The sequence below is a fragment of the Streptomyces sp. JLBT605 genome, assembly GCF_058215555.1.
Genome location: NZ_CM177087.1, coordinates 2,521,090 through 2,534,903, shown reverse-complemented (window position 1 = coordinate 2,534,903; position 13,814 = coordinate 2,521,090). Strand labels below are relative to the sequence as shown.

Sequence of the window (13,814 nt, the reverse complement as noted above, 5' to 3'; positions counted from 1 at the left end):
GCCCGGGGCCCGGACCGGGTGAAAGGTTCAGTTTCCGGACGGCATGCTTCCGGACGACGTGGATCCGGGCGACATGGGTCCGGGCGACGTCTTCGCCGCGTACGCCTCCGCCTTCAGCCGGGACTCGGGGTTCAGCGCCTCACCGGCCGCCAGCACCCGGGGCAGCAGCGCCCGTTCGGTGGTCCTGGCGCGGAACAGGAAGGCCACCGTCACCTCGTGGTCCGGCCGGTGCACGATCTCGATCGGATCCCCGGCCCGGATCTCGCCCGGCTGGACCACCCGCAGATACGCGCCCGGGGCGGCGGCCTCCGTGAACCGTTTCACCCACCCCTTCTCGCCGAGCCAGCCGGCGAAGGTGCGGCACGGAATGCGGGGCGAGGTGACCTCCAGCACCAGATCGCGGCCGATCCGCCAGCGCTCGCCGATCAGCGCGCCGCTCACCTCCAGGCCGCTGGTGGTGAGGTTCTCGCCGAACACCCCGCCGGGCAGCTCGCGGCCGAGCGCCCGCTCCCAGTCGTCCAGATCCTCCCGGGCGTAGGCGTAGACCGCCTGGTGCTCGCCGCCGTGGTGACGCAGATCGCAGATGGTGTCCCCGGCCACGCCGCTGCCGCCGACGCCCTTGGGGCCGGGCGCGGCCACCGCCACCGGCCCGGTCGCGGGTCGCTTGTCGATGCCGGTGAGGCCGAGGTCGGTGTGTTCCGAGGCGTACGGGTGCGCGAGGTTCACGGAGATCAGGTGCATGACCGCACGGTAAGCGGCGCCCGCCCGCCCTCGCCAACGGGTAATCGCACGCCCAAGCGGTGTGCGGAGCCGCCGGGCGGGGATCGCCGAGCACGATCACGGCGGCGCGGGCGAAGATCGCCGGCTAAAAGCGACCGGCCGATTTTCCCGCCCACCCCCAAGCGGCGCTTATGCTCGAGCCATGATCGAGGCACGTCATCTCCGGGTGCTGCGCGCGGTGGCCGCCAGTGGCTCCTTCTCCGCCGCCGCCCGCGACCTGGGCTGCACCCAGCCCGCCGTCAGCCAGCAGATGAAGGCCCTCGAACAGTCCGTGGGCACCCCGCTGCTGGTCCGCACCGGACGCGAGATGCGGCTCACCGAGGCGGGCGAGGCGCTGGTGCGGCACGCGGCCGGGATCCTCGCCGGGCTCACCGCGGCGGAGGAGGAGGTCGCGGCCATCGCCGGGCTGCGGGCCGGCCGGGTCCGGCTGGTCTCCTTCCCCAGCGGCAGCTCGACCCTGGTGCCCACCGCGCTGGCCGGGCTGCGCGCCGCGCACCCGGGCACCCGGGTCTCGCTGGTCGAGGCCGAACCGCCGCGCTCGGCGGAGATGCTGCGCGCGGGCGACTGCGAGATCGCCCTGGCCTTCCGCTACCCGGAGGTCCGGGGTTCGGACCCGGCGGCCGAGGCCGAATGGGATGACCTGGTGGTGCGCCCGCTGCTCTCGGACCGGCTGGTCGGGGTCGTCCCGGAGGGGCACCGGCTCGCCGAGGCCGAGTCGGTGGGCATCGCCGAGCTGGCCGGGGAGCCGTGGATCGCGGGCTGCCTGCGGTGCCGCCGCCACCTGGTGGAGGTCTGCGAGAACGCCGGCTTCACCCCCCGGATCGACTTCGCGACCGATGACTACCCGGCGGTGATCGGCCTGGTGGGCGCCGGGCTCGGGGTGGCGGTCCTCCCCGAGCTGGCGCTGGAGTCGGTACGAGCCAAGGGCGCCCGGGCGGTGCGGGTCGAGCCCGCCGTGCAGCGCGAGGTGGTCGCGCTGACCCTGCCGGATCTCGCCCGGGTGCCGGCGGTGGCGGCCACGCTGGAGCGCCTGGAGCTGGCGGCCCGCCGCTGAGCCGCGGGCCGGGGCCGAAGTGGCCCCGGCGGACGCGGGCCCAGGCAGGAACGGGTCCAGGCGAGCGCGGCTCCTGGCGGGCGCTTCCAGTCAGGCGCAGAAACGATTTTTCACTGCGAAGGTGCGTCGACCCCCTCAGGGATTCGACGCACCCGATGCCGCGATCACCCGATGCCGGGCGCGCCCCATCAACTCCTCGCGCTCGTCCTCGGTGAGGCCGCCCCACACGCCGTACGGCTCACGCACCGCCAGCGCGTGCGCCGCGCACTGGGCGCGTACCGGGCAGCGCATGCAGACCTCCTTCGCCGAGGCCTCACGGGCGCTGCGGGCCGCGCCTCGCTCGCCCTCGGGGTGGAAGAAGAGTGAGCTGTCGACCCCGCGGCACGCGGCGAGCAGCTGCCAGTCCCACAAGTCGGCGTTGGGGCCGGGTAGGCGGGAGAAATCGGCCATTGCTTCTTATCCCCTCGTGGTTCTGGTCGGTGGACGCGGTGCTCAGGACCGCCCATCCGCTGTGTGAGCAGATGAAAATATGACTCATGGCGAATCTAGCCACACATGGCACCAGATTGGAAGCAAAGTCCTCAAATGCCACCGAACCGGGCATGGCTTCGAAACGGGCGCGACAGATGCGATGAAGCTGCTCTGTGTCCACTCCCTCACGTAGAGTGTTCAAGGTGGCCGCCGGACCCCGTAACTCTTTCGGGTGACCGTCGTTGAGAGTGCGGAGGCGGTTGATGGATCAAGCGCTCGGACGGATGTCCGAGTCGATCAATCGCTCGGTGACGATACGTACCAGCCTGGAGGCTCAAGGTGACGCGCATCAGCTGCGGAGGGCGGCCATGACATCCGTCCTCGTCTGCGACGACTCCCCGCTTGCCCGAGAGGCGCTGCGGCGCGCGGTCGCGACCGTGCCCGGCGTCGAGCGTGTGACCACGGCGGCCAACGGCGAGGAAGTCCTCCGCCGCTGGGGCGCCGACCGCTCGGACCTGATTCTGATGGACGTGCGCATGCCCGGCCTGGGCGGTGTCGAAACCGTCCGTCGGCTGCTCTCGGCGGACCCGGGCGCGCGCATCATCATGCTGACGGTCGCCGAGGACCTGGACGGCGTCGCGCTCGCGGTCGCCGCGGGCGCCCGCGGCTATCTGCACAAGGACGCGTCCCGCGCCGAGCTGCGCGCCACCGTGACCCAGGCGCTCGCCGACCCGACCTGGCGGCTCGCCCCGCGTCGGCTGCGGTCCGCCGAGATGGGCGCCGCCCCGACGCTCACCGCCCGGGAGATCCAGGTGCTGGAGGGCATGAGCCACGGCCGGTCCAATGCCGAGATCGGCCGGGAGCTCTTCCTCTCGGAAGACACCGTGAAGACCCACGCCCGGCGTCTCTTCAAGAAGCTCGGCGCCTCGGACCGGGCCCATGCGGTGGCCCTCGGCTTCCGCTGGGGCCTGGTCCGCTAGCCCAGTGCGGGGTCCAGCGCGATGAGGTCGCGGTGCGAGTCGGCCGCCCGGCGGCCCGCACCGCGACCTCGTCACGTCGAGGGCATACGCCGAAAGCTCATCCGATGCCGCATCCTTGAGGTGTGACTCCCTCCCTGGCACAGGCCGAGGAAACTCACTCGGCCGGAAGAACCTCATGACGGACACGACCTGCCCGCCGCCGTGCGGCACGGTCACAAGGTATCGGCGAAGTTCTGGGCGCGGGGTTGGGCTTACCCGAAAGGGGGAGGCGTGGGACGTGAGTGCGAAGACACCGGCGCGTAACGGTTCGGTGCACAACTACGAGGGCGGTGCCGTGGAACGTTTGATGCCAAGGCACCATGGACCGATGCGTGACGACGAGAGCCTGGGGTCAGCCGTGGCCACAGGCCGGGGTGAGATCGGTGCCCTGGTTCGCCGCGCTGCCGAGGGGGATGAGCGCGCCACCCACGATCTGCTCGCCCGGGTGCACCCGCTCGCCCTCCGCTACTGCCGGACCCGGCTCTCCCGGCTTCCCGGAGACGCCCGGCATTTCGTGGACGACCTGGCCCAGGAGGTCTGCCTGGCGGTGCTGTGCGCGCTGCCGCGCTACCGCGACACCGGGCGGCCGTTCGAGGCGTTCGTCGTCGCCATCGCCGCGCACAAGGTCGCCGACCTCCAGCGGGCCGCGATGCGCCACCCGGGCAGCACCGCGGTGCCCTCGGACGAGATGCCGGAGCAGCCGGACGACTCGCTCGGCCCCGAGGAGCGGGCGCTGCTCAGCAGCGATGCCGAGTGGGCGAAGAAGCTGCTGGCCAACCTCCCGGAGAACCAGCGCGAGCTGGTCCTGCTGCGGGTGGCGGTCGGGCTCACCGCTGAGGAGACCGGTCAGATGCTGGGGATGTCGCCGGGCGCGGTGCGCGTCGCCCAGCACCGTGCGCTGAGCAGGCTGCGCGCCCTCGCCGAGCAGTAGTCGGTCCGGCACGGCGCGGCACGCCCCCGCGGTTCCGTAGAAACATACAAGTGACGCGGTCCTCATCGGCTGTGGAATGGGACACCTGCTCAGGCCGTTAGCATGGGAGTCCGCGCTGGGCAAGACCATTTGGAAGGGTGTCATGACTGACAACGTCGACGGGGTGCCTGAGAAATTCGCGATGCTCGGGCTGACGTACGACGACGTGCTGCTGCTGCCGGGCGCCTCCGAGGTGCTCCCGAACGCGGTCGACACCTCGTCCAGGATCACCCGGAACGTACGGGTCAACGTGCCGCTGCTCTCCGCCGCGATGGACAAGGTCACCGAGTCCCGGATGGCCATCGCGATGGCCCGCCAGGGCGGCGCCGGCGTGCTGCACCGCAATCTGTCCGTCGAGGACCAGGCCAACCAGGTCGACCTGGTCAAGCGCTCCGAGTCGGGCATGGTCACCGACCCGATCACGGTCGGCCCGGACGCCACGCTGCACGAGGCGGACGCGCTCTGTGCGAAGTTCCGGATCAGCGGCGTGCCGGTGACCGACCCGGCGGGCAAGCTGCTGGGCATCGTCACCAACCGCGACATGGCCTTCGAGCTGGACCGCAGCCGTCAGGTCCGCGAGGTCATGACCCCGATGCCGCTGGTCACCGGCAAGGTCGGGATCTCCGGCGAGGACGCCATGGAGCTGCTCCGCCGGCACAAGATCGAGAAGCTGCCGCTGGTCGACGACGCGGGCGTGCTCAAGGGCCTGATCACGGTCAAGGACTTCGTCAAGGCCGAGAAGTACCCGAACGCCGCCAAGGACGCGGACGGCCGGCTGATCGTCGGTGCCGCGGTCGGTGTCGGTGACGAGGCGTACGACCGGGCCCAGGCGCTGGTCGAGGCCGGTGCGGACTTCCTGGTCGTGGACAGCGCGCACGGCCACAGCCGCGGCATCCTCGACATGATCGCCAAGATCAAGTCCAACATCGACGTCGACGTGGTCGGCGGCAACGTCGCCACCCGGGACGGCGCCCAGGCGCTGATCGACGCCGGCGTGGACGGCGTCAAGGTCGGCGTTGGCCCGGGCTCCATCTGCACCACCCGCGTGGTCGCCGGCATCGGCGTCCCCCAGGTCACCGCGATCTACCAGGCCGGGCTGGCCTGCCAGGCGGCCGGTGTGCCGCTCATCGGCGACGGCGGCCTGCAGTACTCCGGCGACATCGCCAAGGCGATCGCGGCCGGCGCGGACACCGTGATGCTGGGCTCCCTGCTCGCCGGCTGCGAGGAGTCGCCGGGCGAGATGGTCTTCATCAACGGCAAGCAGTTCAAGTCCTACCGGGGCATGGGCTCGCTGGGCGCCATGCAGTCGCGCGGCCAGGCCCGCTCGTACTCCAAGGACCGCTACTTCCAGGACAACGTGCTCTCCGAGGACAAGCTCGTCCCCGAGGGCATCGAGGGCCAGGTGCCCTACCGCGGCCCGCTGTCCTCCGTCGCCCACCAGCTGGTCGGCGGCCTCCGCGCCTCCATGGGCTACGTCGGCTCGGCCACGGTGCCGGAGCTGAAGGAGAAGGGCCGCTTCGTGCGGATCACGGCGGCCGGGCTCAAGGAGAGCCACCCGCACGACATCCAGATGACCACCGAGGCGCCCAACTACTCGCGCCGGTAACAACCAGTTTGTATGACTGGAAGCCCGCGACTGTGGACAGTCGCGGGCTTCGTCACGCGTGTCGGGGATACTGGACCCGCAGACACTTTCAGGGAAAGGCCACAGAACGTGACTGAGATCGAGATCGGGCGCGGCAAGCGCGGCCGCCGGGCGTACGCCTTCGACGACATCGCCGTCGTCCCCAGCCGCCGGACGCGGGACCCGAAGGAGGTCTCCATCGCCTGGCAGATCGACGCCTACCGCTTCGAGCTGCCGTTCCTGGCCGCCCCCATGGACTCGGTGGTCTCCCCGCAGACCGCCATCCGGATCGGTGAGCTGGGCGGCCTCGGCGTGCTCAATCTCGAAGGTCTGTGGACGCGGTACGAGGACCCCGAGCCGCTGCTGGCCGAGATCGCCGAGCTGGACGAGCGCACCGCCACCCGCCGGATGCAGGAGATCTACGCCGAGCCGATCAAGGAAGAGCTGATCGGACAGCGCATCAAGGAGGTGCGCGACTCCGGCGTGGTGACCGCCGCCGCGCTCTCCCCGCAGCGCACCGCCCAGTTCTCCAAGGCCGTGGTGGACGCCGGCGTCGACATCTTCGTCATCCGCGGCACCACCGTCTCCGCCGAGCACGTCTCCGGCGCCGCCGAGCCGCTCAACCTCAAGCAGTTCATCTACGAGCTCGACGTGCCGGTGATCGTCGGCGGCTGCGCCACCTACACCGCCGCCCTCCACCTGATGCGCACCGGCGCGGCCGGTGTCCTGGTCGGCTTCGGCGGCGGCGCCGCGCACACCACGCGGAACGTCCTGGGCATCCAGGTCCCGATGGCCACCGCGGTGGCCGACGTCGCCGCCGCCCGCCGCGACTACCTCGACGAGTCCGGCGGCCGCTACGTCCACGTGATCGCCGACGGCGGCGTGGGCTGGTCCGGCGACCTGCCCAAGGCCATCGCCTGCGGCGCGGACGCGGTCATGATGGGCTCCCCGCTCGCCCGCGCCACCGACGCCCCCGGCCGCGGCCACCACTGGGGCATGGAGGCGGTCCACGAGGACGTGCCGCGCGGCAAGCGGATGAACCTCGGCGCGGTCGGCACCACCGAGGAGGTCCTCCTCGGCCCCTCCCACACCCCCGACGGCTCGATGAACTTCTTCGGCGCCCTCCGCCGCGCGATGGCCACCACCGGTTACTCCGACCTCAAGGAATTCCAGCGCGTCGAGGTGACGGTCGCCCCCTCCGCGGAGCACGGCAAGCGCTGACGCGACGAGCGAGCGCGCGGTTTTCTCCGTCAAACGCCCGGCCGAGATTTTCTCGGCCGGGCGTTTATGCAACTCGGGCAATGTCACTTTCACTTGAAGGATGAATTGCTCAAGTGACCCTCAAACTTGACGGATCTCTTTGGCGTTTGATCGCTCGATTGCATAGTGTGTCTGCCATGAACCCGTCCGTGACCAGGGATGGGAAAGTGTTCACTGATCAGCTTCGGGGAGCGGCCACGTCAGGTGGCCGCAGCCTCGCCATGTGAAACGGGGAAGAGGCAGTGAAAGCGAAGCGGTTGATATCGACCCGCGCAGCGAAGGCTACGTTGGTTGCGGGAGCTGTGCTCGCGGGAGCCATGGGCACCGGAGTCGCGGCGAACGCCCAGCCGGTGAAGAAGTCCGAGTCCGCGGTTATCGCTGCCGGTCACGAGGATGTGGCGCGGCGGACGGTGCATATATACAAGTACAAGAACATCAAGTACCTCGGCAGAACCTGTGGCAAGAAGCGTGTGGGAGAGGATCGCGGGCCCGGTCCCATGGACCTGACATTGACTGGCTCGACGAGCGTCAGCAACACGGTCTCATCGCAGTTTGGCGTCGACATCAAGGAGCTCTCGGTCTCTGTCGGGTACGACGTGACCAAGACGCGCACCATGACGATGTCCGGCACGTTCCATGTCCCGCGGGGCAAGCGCGGTTACTTGTGGGCTCATCCGCTCTACGAGGTGAGGTCATATAAAGCCTATTTGAAGATAGGTGGCGGGCGTGCGCCCTTCGCCGACGGGAAATCCTACAAGGCGGTCGGCCTCTGCTACGACCACCAGGTGAAGCCCCTATAGCGAAAAGGGAGGCCCCGGCCGAATCGGCCGGGGCCTCCCTCTTGTGCTGGTGTGTCAGCTGTTGCTGACCCGGTAGGCGGTGCCGATGGCGGCGACGGGCGACAGGGCCATGAACACCCAGGTGATGCCGTCCGCGTCTTCCTTCCAGCCGTCGAACAGGCTCGGCCAGCTGGAGCCGTCCGGGAGCTTCGCGTCGAGAACCGGCGAGGTGAGGTGGGTGAAGAGGTCGAAGGCGGAGGGCGCTTCCTCGCCCATCATCTTCAGCTCCTGCTCGTGGTTGCCGAAGACGTCAGCCATGATCATGGCGTAGCCGAAGAGCTCGCCGATGAATACGCCGATGGTGGCCAGAATGGCGCCGACCACCCAGAGGCCGGTGTTGCGACCGCCGATCTTGGCGATGGCGAGGCCGACCAGTGCACCGAGGGCGACACCGGCGTAGGCGAACTGGGTGACCTCCGGCTCCGGGCCATCGGTGTCGGCGAAGGTGCTCAGCAGGAACGCGTAGAGGAAGCCGCCGACGATCGCGGCGACGAGGCCGGCGACGATGGCCAGACCGGCGTTGCCCTGGGGCTGCGGGGCCGGCGGCGGGGGCGGCGGGAAGCCGCCGCCGTACTGGGGCTGCTGCGGCTGCTGCGGGTAGCCGTACCCGCCCGGCTGCTGGGGCTGCTGAGGCTGCTGCCAGTTCTGGCTCACGAGAATCCCCCGGGGAAGAAGGTGATGGACCGCGCGCGCTCCGGGGACGTTGGTGTGGAGTGCGGCGCGAAAGTGCGTGCCACAAACTAACAGCAGGGCATGACAATCCAACAAGTCGTACTAGGCGTCCGTGACACGCCTGGGACCGGACGGATACATGCCGTCCGGTATATGGGGATTCAGTGGTGCTATTCGGCACCGCGTCACACGACCAGGTAACTCTCCACTCCCGCAACGAGGTAGAACGTCAGATCGTTCCGGCCCAGGCGCGATCACGCCAATAATCGAGCACCAGGTCGAAGCGCCGGAAGAGGGGATCCGTGGTGGGTGCCACACCGGCGCCGCCCATCCGCACCGCGTCGCTCGCCGGTTGGGCCGGCGACACGCCGAGGGGGGAGCGGGCGATTCCGGTCGACGTGATCATGATCGAACGCTAGCAGGGGTCGCCCTGTCGAGTGAGAGCGCGGGGCAGTCCGGGGGAGGCGGGGGTGGGAGGGGAATCGGGCATAAGCAATAATGTCAACTTATGGCGCAAAGCAAGACGTTCAGCGGACGAGACTTGGGTATCGACCTCGGCACAGCGAACACGCTGGTGTACGTACGGGGGAGGGGAGTGGTGCTCAACGAGCCGTCGGTGGTCGCGGTCAACGCGGTCGACGGCAGTGTGCTGTCGGTCGGGTCGGACGCGAAGGAGACCATCGGCCGCACCCCGTCGAACATCGTCGCCGTCCGGCCGCTCCGGGACGGCGTAATAGCGGACTTCGAGATCGCCGAGCGGATGCTGCGGCACTTCATCCGGAAGGTGACCGGGGGCCGGGCGCTCGCCCGCCCGCGCGTCGTCGTCTGTGTGCCGTCCGGGATCACCGGGGTGGAGCGGCGCGCGGTGATCGAGGCCGCCTCGCTGGCCGGTGCCCGCCAGGTGCATCTCGTCGAGGAGCCGATGGCGGCGGCGATCGGCGCCGGGCTGCCGGTCAGCGAGCCGACCGGCTGCATGGTGGTGGACGTCGGCGGCGGCACGGCCGAGGTCGCCGTCATCTCGCTGGGCGGCATCGTCACCGCCCGCTCGGTGCGCACCGCGGGCGACGCGATGGACGCGGCGATCATCGCGTACATCAAGAAGCAGTACGCCATGGCCATCGGCGAACGCACCGCCGAGGAGGTCAAGATGACCATCGGCTCGGCCTCGCCCGGTGGCCGCTGGACGGCGGCCGGCCTCGCCCAGCGGGCGCTCTCCCGGCACATCACGCTGCCGGACTCCGTCCCTGGTGCCGGTGCTGTCGGGGCGGATGACCTCGGTGGAGCCGGTGCCGGTGAGGCCGAGGGCGGCGGGGAGAGCGACGCGGAGCGGACCCAGGGTCTGCTGCCGCCGGAGCGCTGCACCATCCGCGGCCGGGACCACGCCAGCGGTCTGCCCAAGCTCCTGGAGATCACCGCCGACGAGGTGCGGCACGCGCTGTCCGAGCCGGTCGACGCGATCGTCGCGGCGGTGCGCGCCACGTTGGACGAGACCCCTCCGGAGCTGGCCGGCGACATCATGGACCGGGGCATGGTCCTGACGGGCGGCGGTGCGCTGCTGCGTGGCCTGGACGTACGGCTCAGCCAGGAGCTGGACATTCCGGTACTCGTCGCCGACGACCCGCTGAACTGCGTGGCGGTGGGTACCGGCCGCTGCGTGGAGGACTTCGCCGCGCTCAAGACGGTGCTGGACGCCAAGCCCCGGACGATGGGCGTGAGCGCGCGTCTGTGACGCGTCCGCCGCGCGCGTCCGCGTCGTCGTCCGGCGCATGGCGTTTGCCGTAGTCGGCGCGCGCGGCTCCGGCCCGCTGGCCATGCTCGTTCCATACCGGGGAAGGCCGGTCGGATGGACGTCGAGGTGACGGCGATGGCGCATGACGGGGTGTGCGCGCGGGCGGTGCTGACGGCCCTCGCGCTGCTCCTGGTGCCCGCCTGCGCCGCGCCCACCCGGTCCGCCGGGCCGCCCGCCCCCGCGCGCCCGTCGACGGCGCCCCGCGCGCTCGGCCCCGCGCACCTGTCTCCGCCGCCCACCGCCCCCGGCGCGCCCCCCGCGCCGGGGGCGGCGCTTGCGGGCGCACCGCTCGCGCCGCCTGCGCGCCGGGCGGTGCGCCGGCCGCCGTACCCGGTGGAGATCGTGCTGGAGGCGGTGACTCCATCGGTGCCGGGCGCGGCGGGGGTGAAGGGGGCCGGCGCGGAGGGAGCGGCGGGGGGAGCGGACGAAGGGGACGTCACGGTCAGCGGGACGCTGGTCAACCGGTCGGGCAAGGAGATCACCGGGGCCCGGGTGGGGGTGCGGATCGGGCCGGCCGGGCCGTTGGGCACGCGCAGCGAGCTGGCCGCGGTGGCGGCGCGCGGCGCGCTGTCGGCTGCGGACGGCAAGGAGATCGCCGAACCGGTGGACCCGGTGGCCCGACTGGGACCGCACGCCCGGGCCGGCTTCCGGCTCCGGGTGCCGGTCGACGCCCTGGGCCTGGACACACCCGGCGCGTACCCCCTCACCGTGGCGCTGACCGGCCGGAAGGACGCGGTCCGCGGGCTGGCCCGCACCTTTCTGCCCTGGTATCCGAGCGACGCGGCCTCCGCCGAGCCGCTGCGCACGACGGTGCTGTGGCCGCTGACCGAGGTCCCGCACATGCAGGCGTTGACGCTCGGCGCCGGGGAGGGCGCCCAGCCGGTCTTCCGGGACGACGCGCTGGCGGACTCCTTCGCGCCCGGCGGGCGGCTGCGCGACCTGGTCCGGGCCGGCGCGGGCCGGCCGGTCACCTGGGTGGTCGATCCGGATCTGATCGTTCAGGCGGAGGCCATGGCGGAGGGCTACCGGGTGGCCCGCACACCGGACACCACCGACCCTCGGAACAGCACCGCGGGCCGGGGCGGCGGCGACGCGGCCGACTGGCTGGCCGAGCTCAAGGACGCGGTGCGGGGGCGGGAGGTCGTCGCGCTGCCGTATGCCGATCCGGACCTGGCCTCGCTGGCGCACCGCGGCCGCGCCGAGCTGGCCCGGCAGGCCCGGCAGAGCAGGCAGGGCAGCGAGGTCCGGCAGACGCCGCGGCTGCCGCGGCCGGCCTGGGCCCGGCAGCTGCGGTGGGGTAGGACGGTGGTCGACGAGGCACTGGGGACCCAGGCGCGCCAGGATCTGGCGTGGCCGGAGGACGGGGCGCTGGACGCCTCCATCACCGCCCTGGCCGGGCAGCTGGGGCTGCGGTCGCTGCTCGCCTCCGGGCAGGGGCTGATCGGCGAGCCAGGCGCCACCGGCGCCACCGAGGACGCTCCGGTGGCGCTGAACGCCGGGCCGGGCCCCGGCTCGGGCCCCGGGCCAGGTGGCGGGTCAGGCGGTGGCTCGGGCGGCGGGCGAGGTGGCGGCTCGGGTGCCGGTTCGGGCGGCGAGCGAAGCGCTGGATCAGGCCCCTGGCCAGTGGGCGGCTCGGGCCCCGGGCCACGTGCCCGGCCGGGCGGCGCGTCCGGTGGCGGGGCGGACGCCACGCTGACGGCGCTGACGTACGACACCACGCTGACCCAGGCGCTCGCCGAGGGCGTCGGCAAGGCGGTGGTGCCCGGGCGGCAGCGGCTGCTCGCCGAGACGCTGACGGTGGTCAGGGAGGCCCCCAACGCCCGGCGCGCGCTGGTCGTCGTACCGCCGCGCCGGATGACCGCCACCGCGGCCCGGGCGCTGGGCGGGGCGCTGACCGATGGTGCCCGGGCCGGCTGGCTGGAGCCGGTCCGGCTGTCGGCGGCGCTGCGCGGACCGGTGCCCGGCACGGTGGTGCCGGTGGCGGGGTATCCGTCCGCGCTGCGGCACACCGAGCTGTCTTCCCGGCGGCTCGCGGCGGTGGCCCGGGACGAGCGGCGGCTGCGGTCGCTGGCCAGGGTGCTGGACGAGGCGGAGCGCACCACCGCGTCGGTGCGGGCCGCCCTGGCGCGCGCGGTCTCCACCGCCTGGCGCGGGCGGCCCGCCGGGAGCCGGGCGTACATCGGTGGTCTGACGGGCTTCCTGACCGGGTCGATGGCCTCGGTGCGGCTGGTGCCGAAGTCGACCGTGACGGTGGCCGGGGACTCCGCGACCATCCCGGTGACCGTCGAGAACGCCCTGCAGCAGTCCGTCTCGGGCGTGCAGGTGCGTGTGACCTCCAGCAGCCCGGAGCGGCTGAGTGTGGTGGACGGATCGGTGGCCGCGCGGGTGTCCAGGGCGGCGAGCCGCACGGTGCGGGTGGAGGTGCGGGCGCACGCCAACGGTCCGGTCCGGCTGACCGCGCAGCTCTACACCGCCGCGGACGGCAAGCCGTGGGGTGAGCCGACCACCTTCGTCGCCGACGTCCGCTCGGTCTCCTCGGGTGCGGTCGCGATCGTGCTGGGCGGGGTCGCGCTGATCGTGCTGGTCGTGGTGGTTCAGGTGGGTCGGGCCCGGCGCAGGCGCGCCCGGCGGGCCGCGTAGCCGAGGAGCAGCAGGAGTATCAGCGCCGCGGCGGCGGCCCAGCCGGCCAGGGTGGCGCCGGCCCGCAGCTGTGCCCAGCTGTCACCGAGCTGGAATCCGGCGAGCGTGCTGCCGACGGCCCAGATGACGCCGCCGACCGTGTTCCACAGCAGGAAGCGCCGGTAGTCCACGCCGGCCAGGCCGCTCAGCGCGGGCACCAGGGTGCGCAGCAGGGCGACGAACCGGGCGGCGATCAGCGCCGGACCGCTGAGCTTGCGCACCAGGGCCTCGGCGCGCCGCATGTCGGCGGGGGACACCAGGCGGCGCGGGAGCCGCTCGGTCATCCGGTGCCCCCACCGGCGGCCGATGAGGAAGCCGACGCTGGGGCCGACGATGGCGCCCAGGGCCGCCGCCACCAGCACCGAGGCGAGCGGGGCGCGGCCGAGGTGGGCGAGCGCGCCGCCGATCAGGACGGTGGACTGACCGGGCATCAGCACGCCGGGCATCGCGGCGGCTTCCAGGGCGGGTACGAGGAACACCAGGGCGAGGACGCTCCACCCCGGCAGGGTCAGCAGCAGATCGCTCAGCCAGTCCATCGCGTCGGTACCTTCCTCGGCCGGCAGTACCTCATCGATGACAGAATCGGTGACGAAAATTCACCTGATATTGAATTTTACACCCGGCGTTCCGGGCGTACAACGGCGCCTTTCGGCCGTG

The 13,814-nt window shown here is 72.0% G+C and carries 13 protein-coding genes; 8 read left to right on the top strand and 5 right to left on the bottom strand.

Annotated features, from left to right (window positions below; translation table 11 throughout):
- Positions 1 to 27: 27 nt before the first annotated feature.
- Positions 28 to 741, bottom strand: a complete 714-nt coding sequence (locus AC4BDD_RS11280) for an MOSC domain-containing protein (RefSeq protein WP_490690869.1) — start codon at positions 739 to 741, stop codon at positions 28 to 30.
- 181 nt (positions 742 to 922) lie between these two features.
- Here AC4BDD_RS11280 and AC4BDD_RS11275 point away from each other — a divergent pair, with 181 nt between their 5' ends.
- Positions 923 to 1,834 carry a LysR family transcriptional regulator gene (locus AC4BDD_RS11275; RefSeq protein WP_490690868.1) on the top strand — a complete coding sequence of 304 codons (912 nt, stop codon included), beginning with the start codon at positions 923 to 925 and terminating at the stop codon, positions 1,832 to 1,834.
- Positions 1,835 to 1,969: 135 nt separating this feature from the next.
- On the opposite strand, the gene AC4BDD_RS11270 is transcribed toward AC4BDD_RS11275, so the two are convergent.
- Positions 1,970 to 2,284: a WhiB family transcriptional regulator gene (locus AC4BDD_RS11270; protein WP_490690867.1), complete on the bottom strand. Its 315-nt coding sequence runs from the start codon at positions 2,282 to 2,284 to the stop codon at positions 1,970 to 1,972.
- Between the two features lie 389 nt (positions 2,285 to 2,673).
- On the opposite strand from AC4BDD_RS11270, the gene AC4BDD_RS11265 reads away from it, so the two are divergent.
- The 5 genes from AC4BDD_RS11265 (at position 2,674) to AC4BDD_RS11245 (ending at position 7,978) form a co-directional block, all read left to right on the top strand.
- A complete protein-coding gene (locus AC4BDD_RS11265; protein WP_003948568.1) occupies positions 2,674 to 3,285 on the top strand; it encodes a response regulator transcription factor in 612 nt (203 codons plus the stop codon).
- Between the two features lie 367 nt (positions 3,286 to 3,652).
- A complete protein-coding gene (locus tag AC4BDD_RS11260) occupies positions 3,653 to 4,255 on the top strand; it encodes a sigma-70 family RNA polymerase sigma factor (RefSeq protein ID WP_490690866.1) in 603 nt (200 codons plus the stop codon).
- A gap of 142 nt (positions 4,256 to 4,397) precedes the next feature.
- Positions 4,398 to 5,900 (top strand): IMP dehydrogenase, encoded by a 1,503-nt coding sequence (gene guaB, locus AC4BDD_RS11255; protein WP_490690865.1) that lies wholly within the window; start codon positions 4,398 to 4,400, stop codon positions 5,898 to 5,900.
- A gap of 108 nt (positions 5,901 to 6,008) precedes the next feature.
- Positions 6,009 to 7,139, top strand: coding sequence for a GuaB3 family IMP dehydrogenase-related protein (locus AC4BDD_RS11250; RefSeq protein ID WP_490690864.1), 1,131 nt, complete (start codon positions 6,009 to 6,011; stop codon positions 7,137 to 7,139).
- A 356-nt stretch (positions 7,140 to 7,495) separates the two neighbouring features.
- On the top strand, positions 7,496 to 7,978 hold the full coding sequence (locus AC4BDD_RS11245) for a hypothetical protein (RefSeq protein WP_490690863.1): 483 nt from the start codon (positions 7,496 to 7,498) through the stop codon (positions 7,976 to 7,978).
- 54 nt (positions 7,979 to 8,032) lie between these two features.
- On the opposite strand, the gene AC4BDD_RS11240 is transcribed toward AC4BDD_RS11245, so the two are convergent.
- Both AC4BDD_RS11240 and AC4BDD_RS11235 read right to left on the bottom strand, forming a co-directional pair.
- A complete protein-coding gene (locus AC4BDD_RS11240; protein ID WP_490690862.1) occupies positions 8,033 to 8,671 on the bottom strand; it encodes a hypothetical protein in 639 nt (212 codons plus the stop codon).
- 247 nt (positions 8,672 to 8,918) lie between these two features.
- Positions 8,919 to 9,095, bottom strand: a complete 177-nt coding sequence (locus tag AC4BDD_RS11235) for a hypothetical protein (protein WP_490690861.1) — start codon at positions 9,093 to 9,095, stop codon at positions 8,919 to 8,921.
- Positions 9,096 to 9,197: 102 nt separating this feature from the next.
- Between AC4BDD_RS11235 and AC4BDD_RS11230 the strand changes: the two genes are divergently transcribed.
- Positions 9,198 to 10,418, top strand: coding sequence for a rod shape-determining protein (locus tag AC4BDD_RS11230; RefSeq protein WP_490690860.1), 1,221 nt, complete (start codon positions 9,198 to 9,200; stop codon positions 10,416 to 10,418).
- 114 nt (positions 10,419 to 10,532) lie between these two features.
- Positions 10,533 to 13,118, top strand: coding sequence for a DUF6049 family protein (locus tag AC4BDD_RS11225; protein ID WP_490690859.1), 2,586 nt, complete (start codon positions 10,533 to 10,535; stop codon positions 13,116 to 13,118).
- On the opposite strand, the gene AC4BDD_RS11220 is transcribed toward AC4BDD_RS11225, so the two are convergent.
- Complete coding sequence (locus AC4BDD_RS11220) at positions 13,073 to 13,693, bottom strand: DedA family protein (RefSeq protein WP_490690858.1); 621 nt, start codon at positions 13,691 to 13,693, stop codon at positions 13,073 to 13,075. The genes AC4BDD_RS11225 and AC4BDD_RS11220 overlap by 46 nt on opposite strands.
- Between the last annotated feature and the right edge of the window lie 121 nt (positions 13,694 to 13,814).

What these genes read in the sequence shown, in the direction of transcription:
- AC4BDD_RS11245 (WP_490690863.1), top strand. Translation starts at nt 7,496, where the DNA reads ATGGGCACCGGAGTCGCGGCGAACGCCCAGCCGGTGAAGAAGTCCGAG.
- AC4BDD_RS11220 (WP_490690858.1), bottom strand. Translation starts at nt 13,693, where the DNA reads ATGGACTGGCTGAGCGATCTGCTGCTGACCCTGCCGGGGTGGAGCGTC.
- AC4BDD_RS11225 (WP_490690859.1), top strand. Translation starts at nt 10,533, where the DNA reads ATGGACGTCGAGGTGACGGCGATGGCGCATGACGGGGTGTGCGCGCGG.
- AC4BDD_RS11230 (WP_490690860.1), top strand. Translation starts at nt 9,198, where the DNA reads ATGGCGCAAAGCAAGACGTTCAGCGGACGAGACTTGGGTATCGACCTC.
- AC4BDD_RS11270 (WP_490690867.1), bottom strand. Translation starts at nt 2,284, where the DNA reads ATGGCCGATTTCTCCCGCCTACCCGGCCCCAACGCCGACTTGTGGGAC.
- AC4BDD_RS11235 (WP_490690861.1), bottom strand. Translation starts at nt 9,095, where the DNA reads ATGATCACGTCGACCGGAATCGCCCGCTCCCCCCTCGGCGTGTCGCCG.
- AC4BDD_RS11275 (WP_490690868.1), top strand. Translation starts at nt 923, where the DNA reads ATGATCGAGGCACGTCATCTCCGGGTGCTGCGCGCGGTGGCCGCCAGT.
- AC4BDD_RS11280 (WP_490690869.1), bottom strand. Translation starts at nt 741, where the DNA reads ATGCACCTGATCTCCGTGAACCTCGCGCACCCGTACGCCTCGGAACAC.
- guaB (WP_490690865.1), top strand. Translation starts at nt 4,398, where the DNA reads ATGACTGACAACGTCGACGGGGTGCCTGAGAAATTCGCGATGCTCGGG.
- AC4BDD_RS11260 (WP_490690866.1), top strand. Translation starts at nt 3,653, where the DNA reads ATGCGTGACGACGAGAGCCTGGGGTCAGCCGTGGCCACAGGCCGGGGT.
- AC4BDD_RS11265 (WP_003948568.1), top strand. Translation starts at nt 2,674, where the DNA reads ATGACATCCGTCCTCGTCTGCGACGACTCCCCGCTTGCCCGAGAGGCG.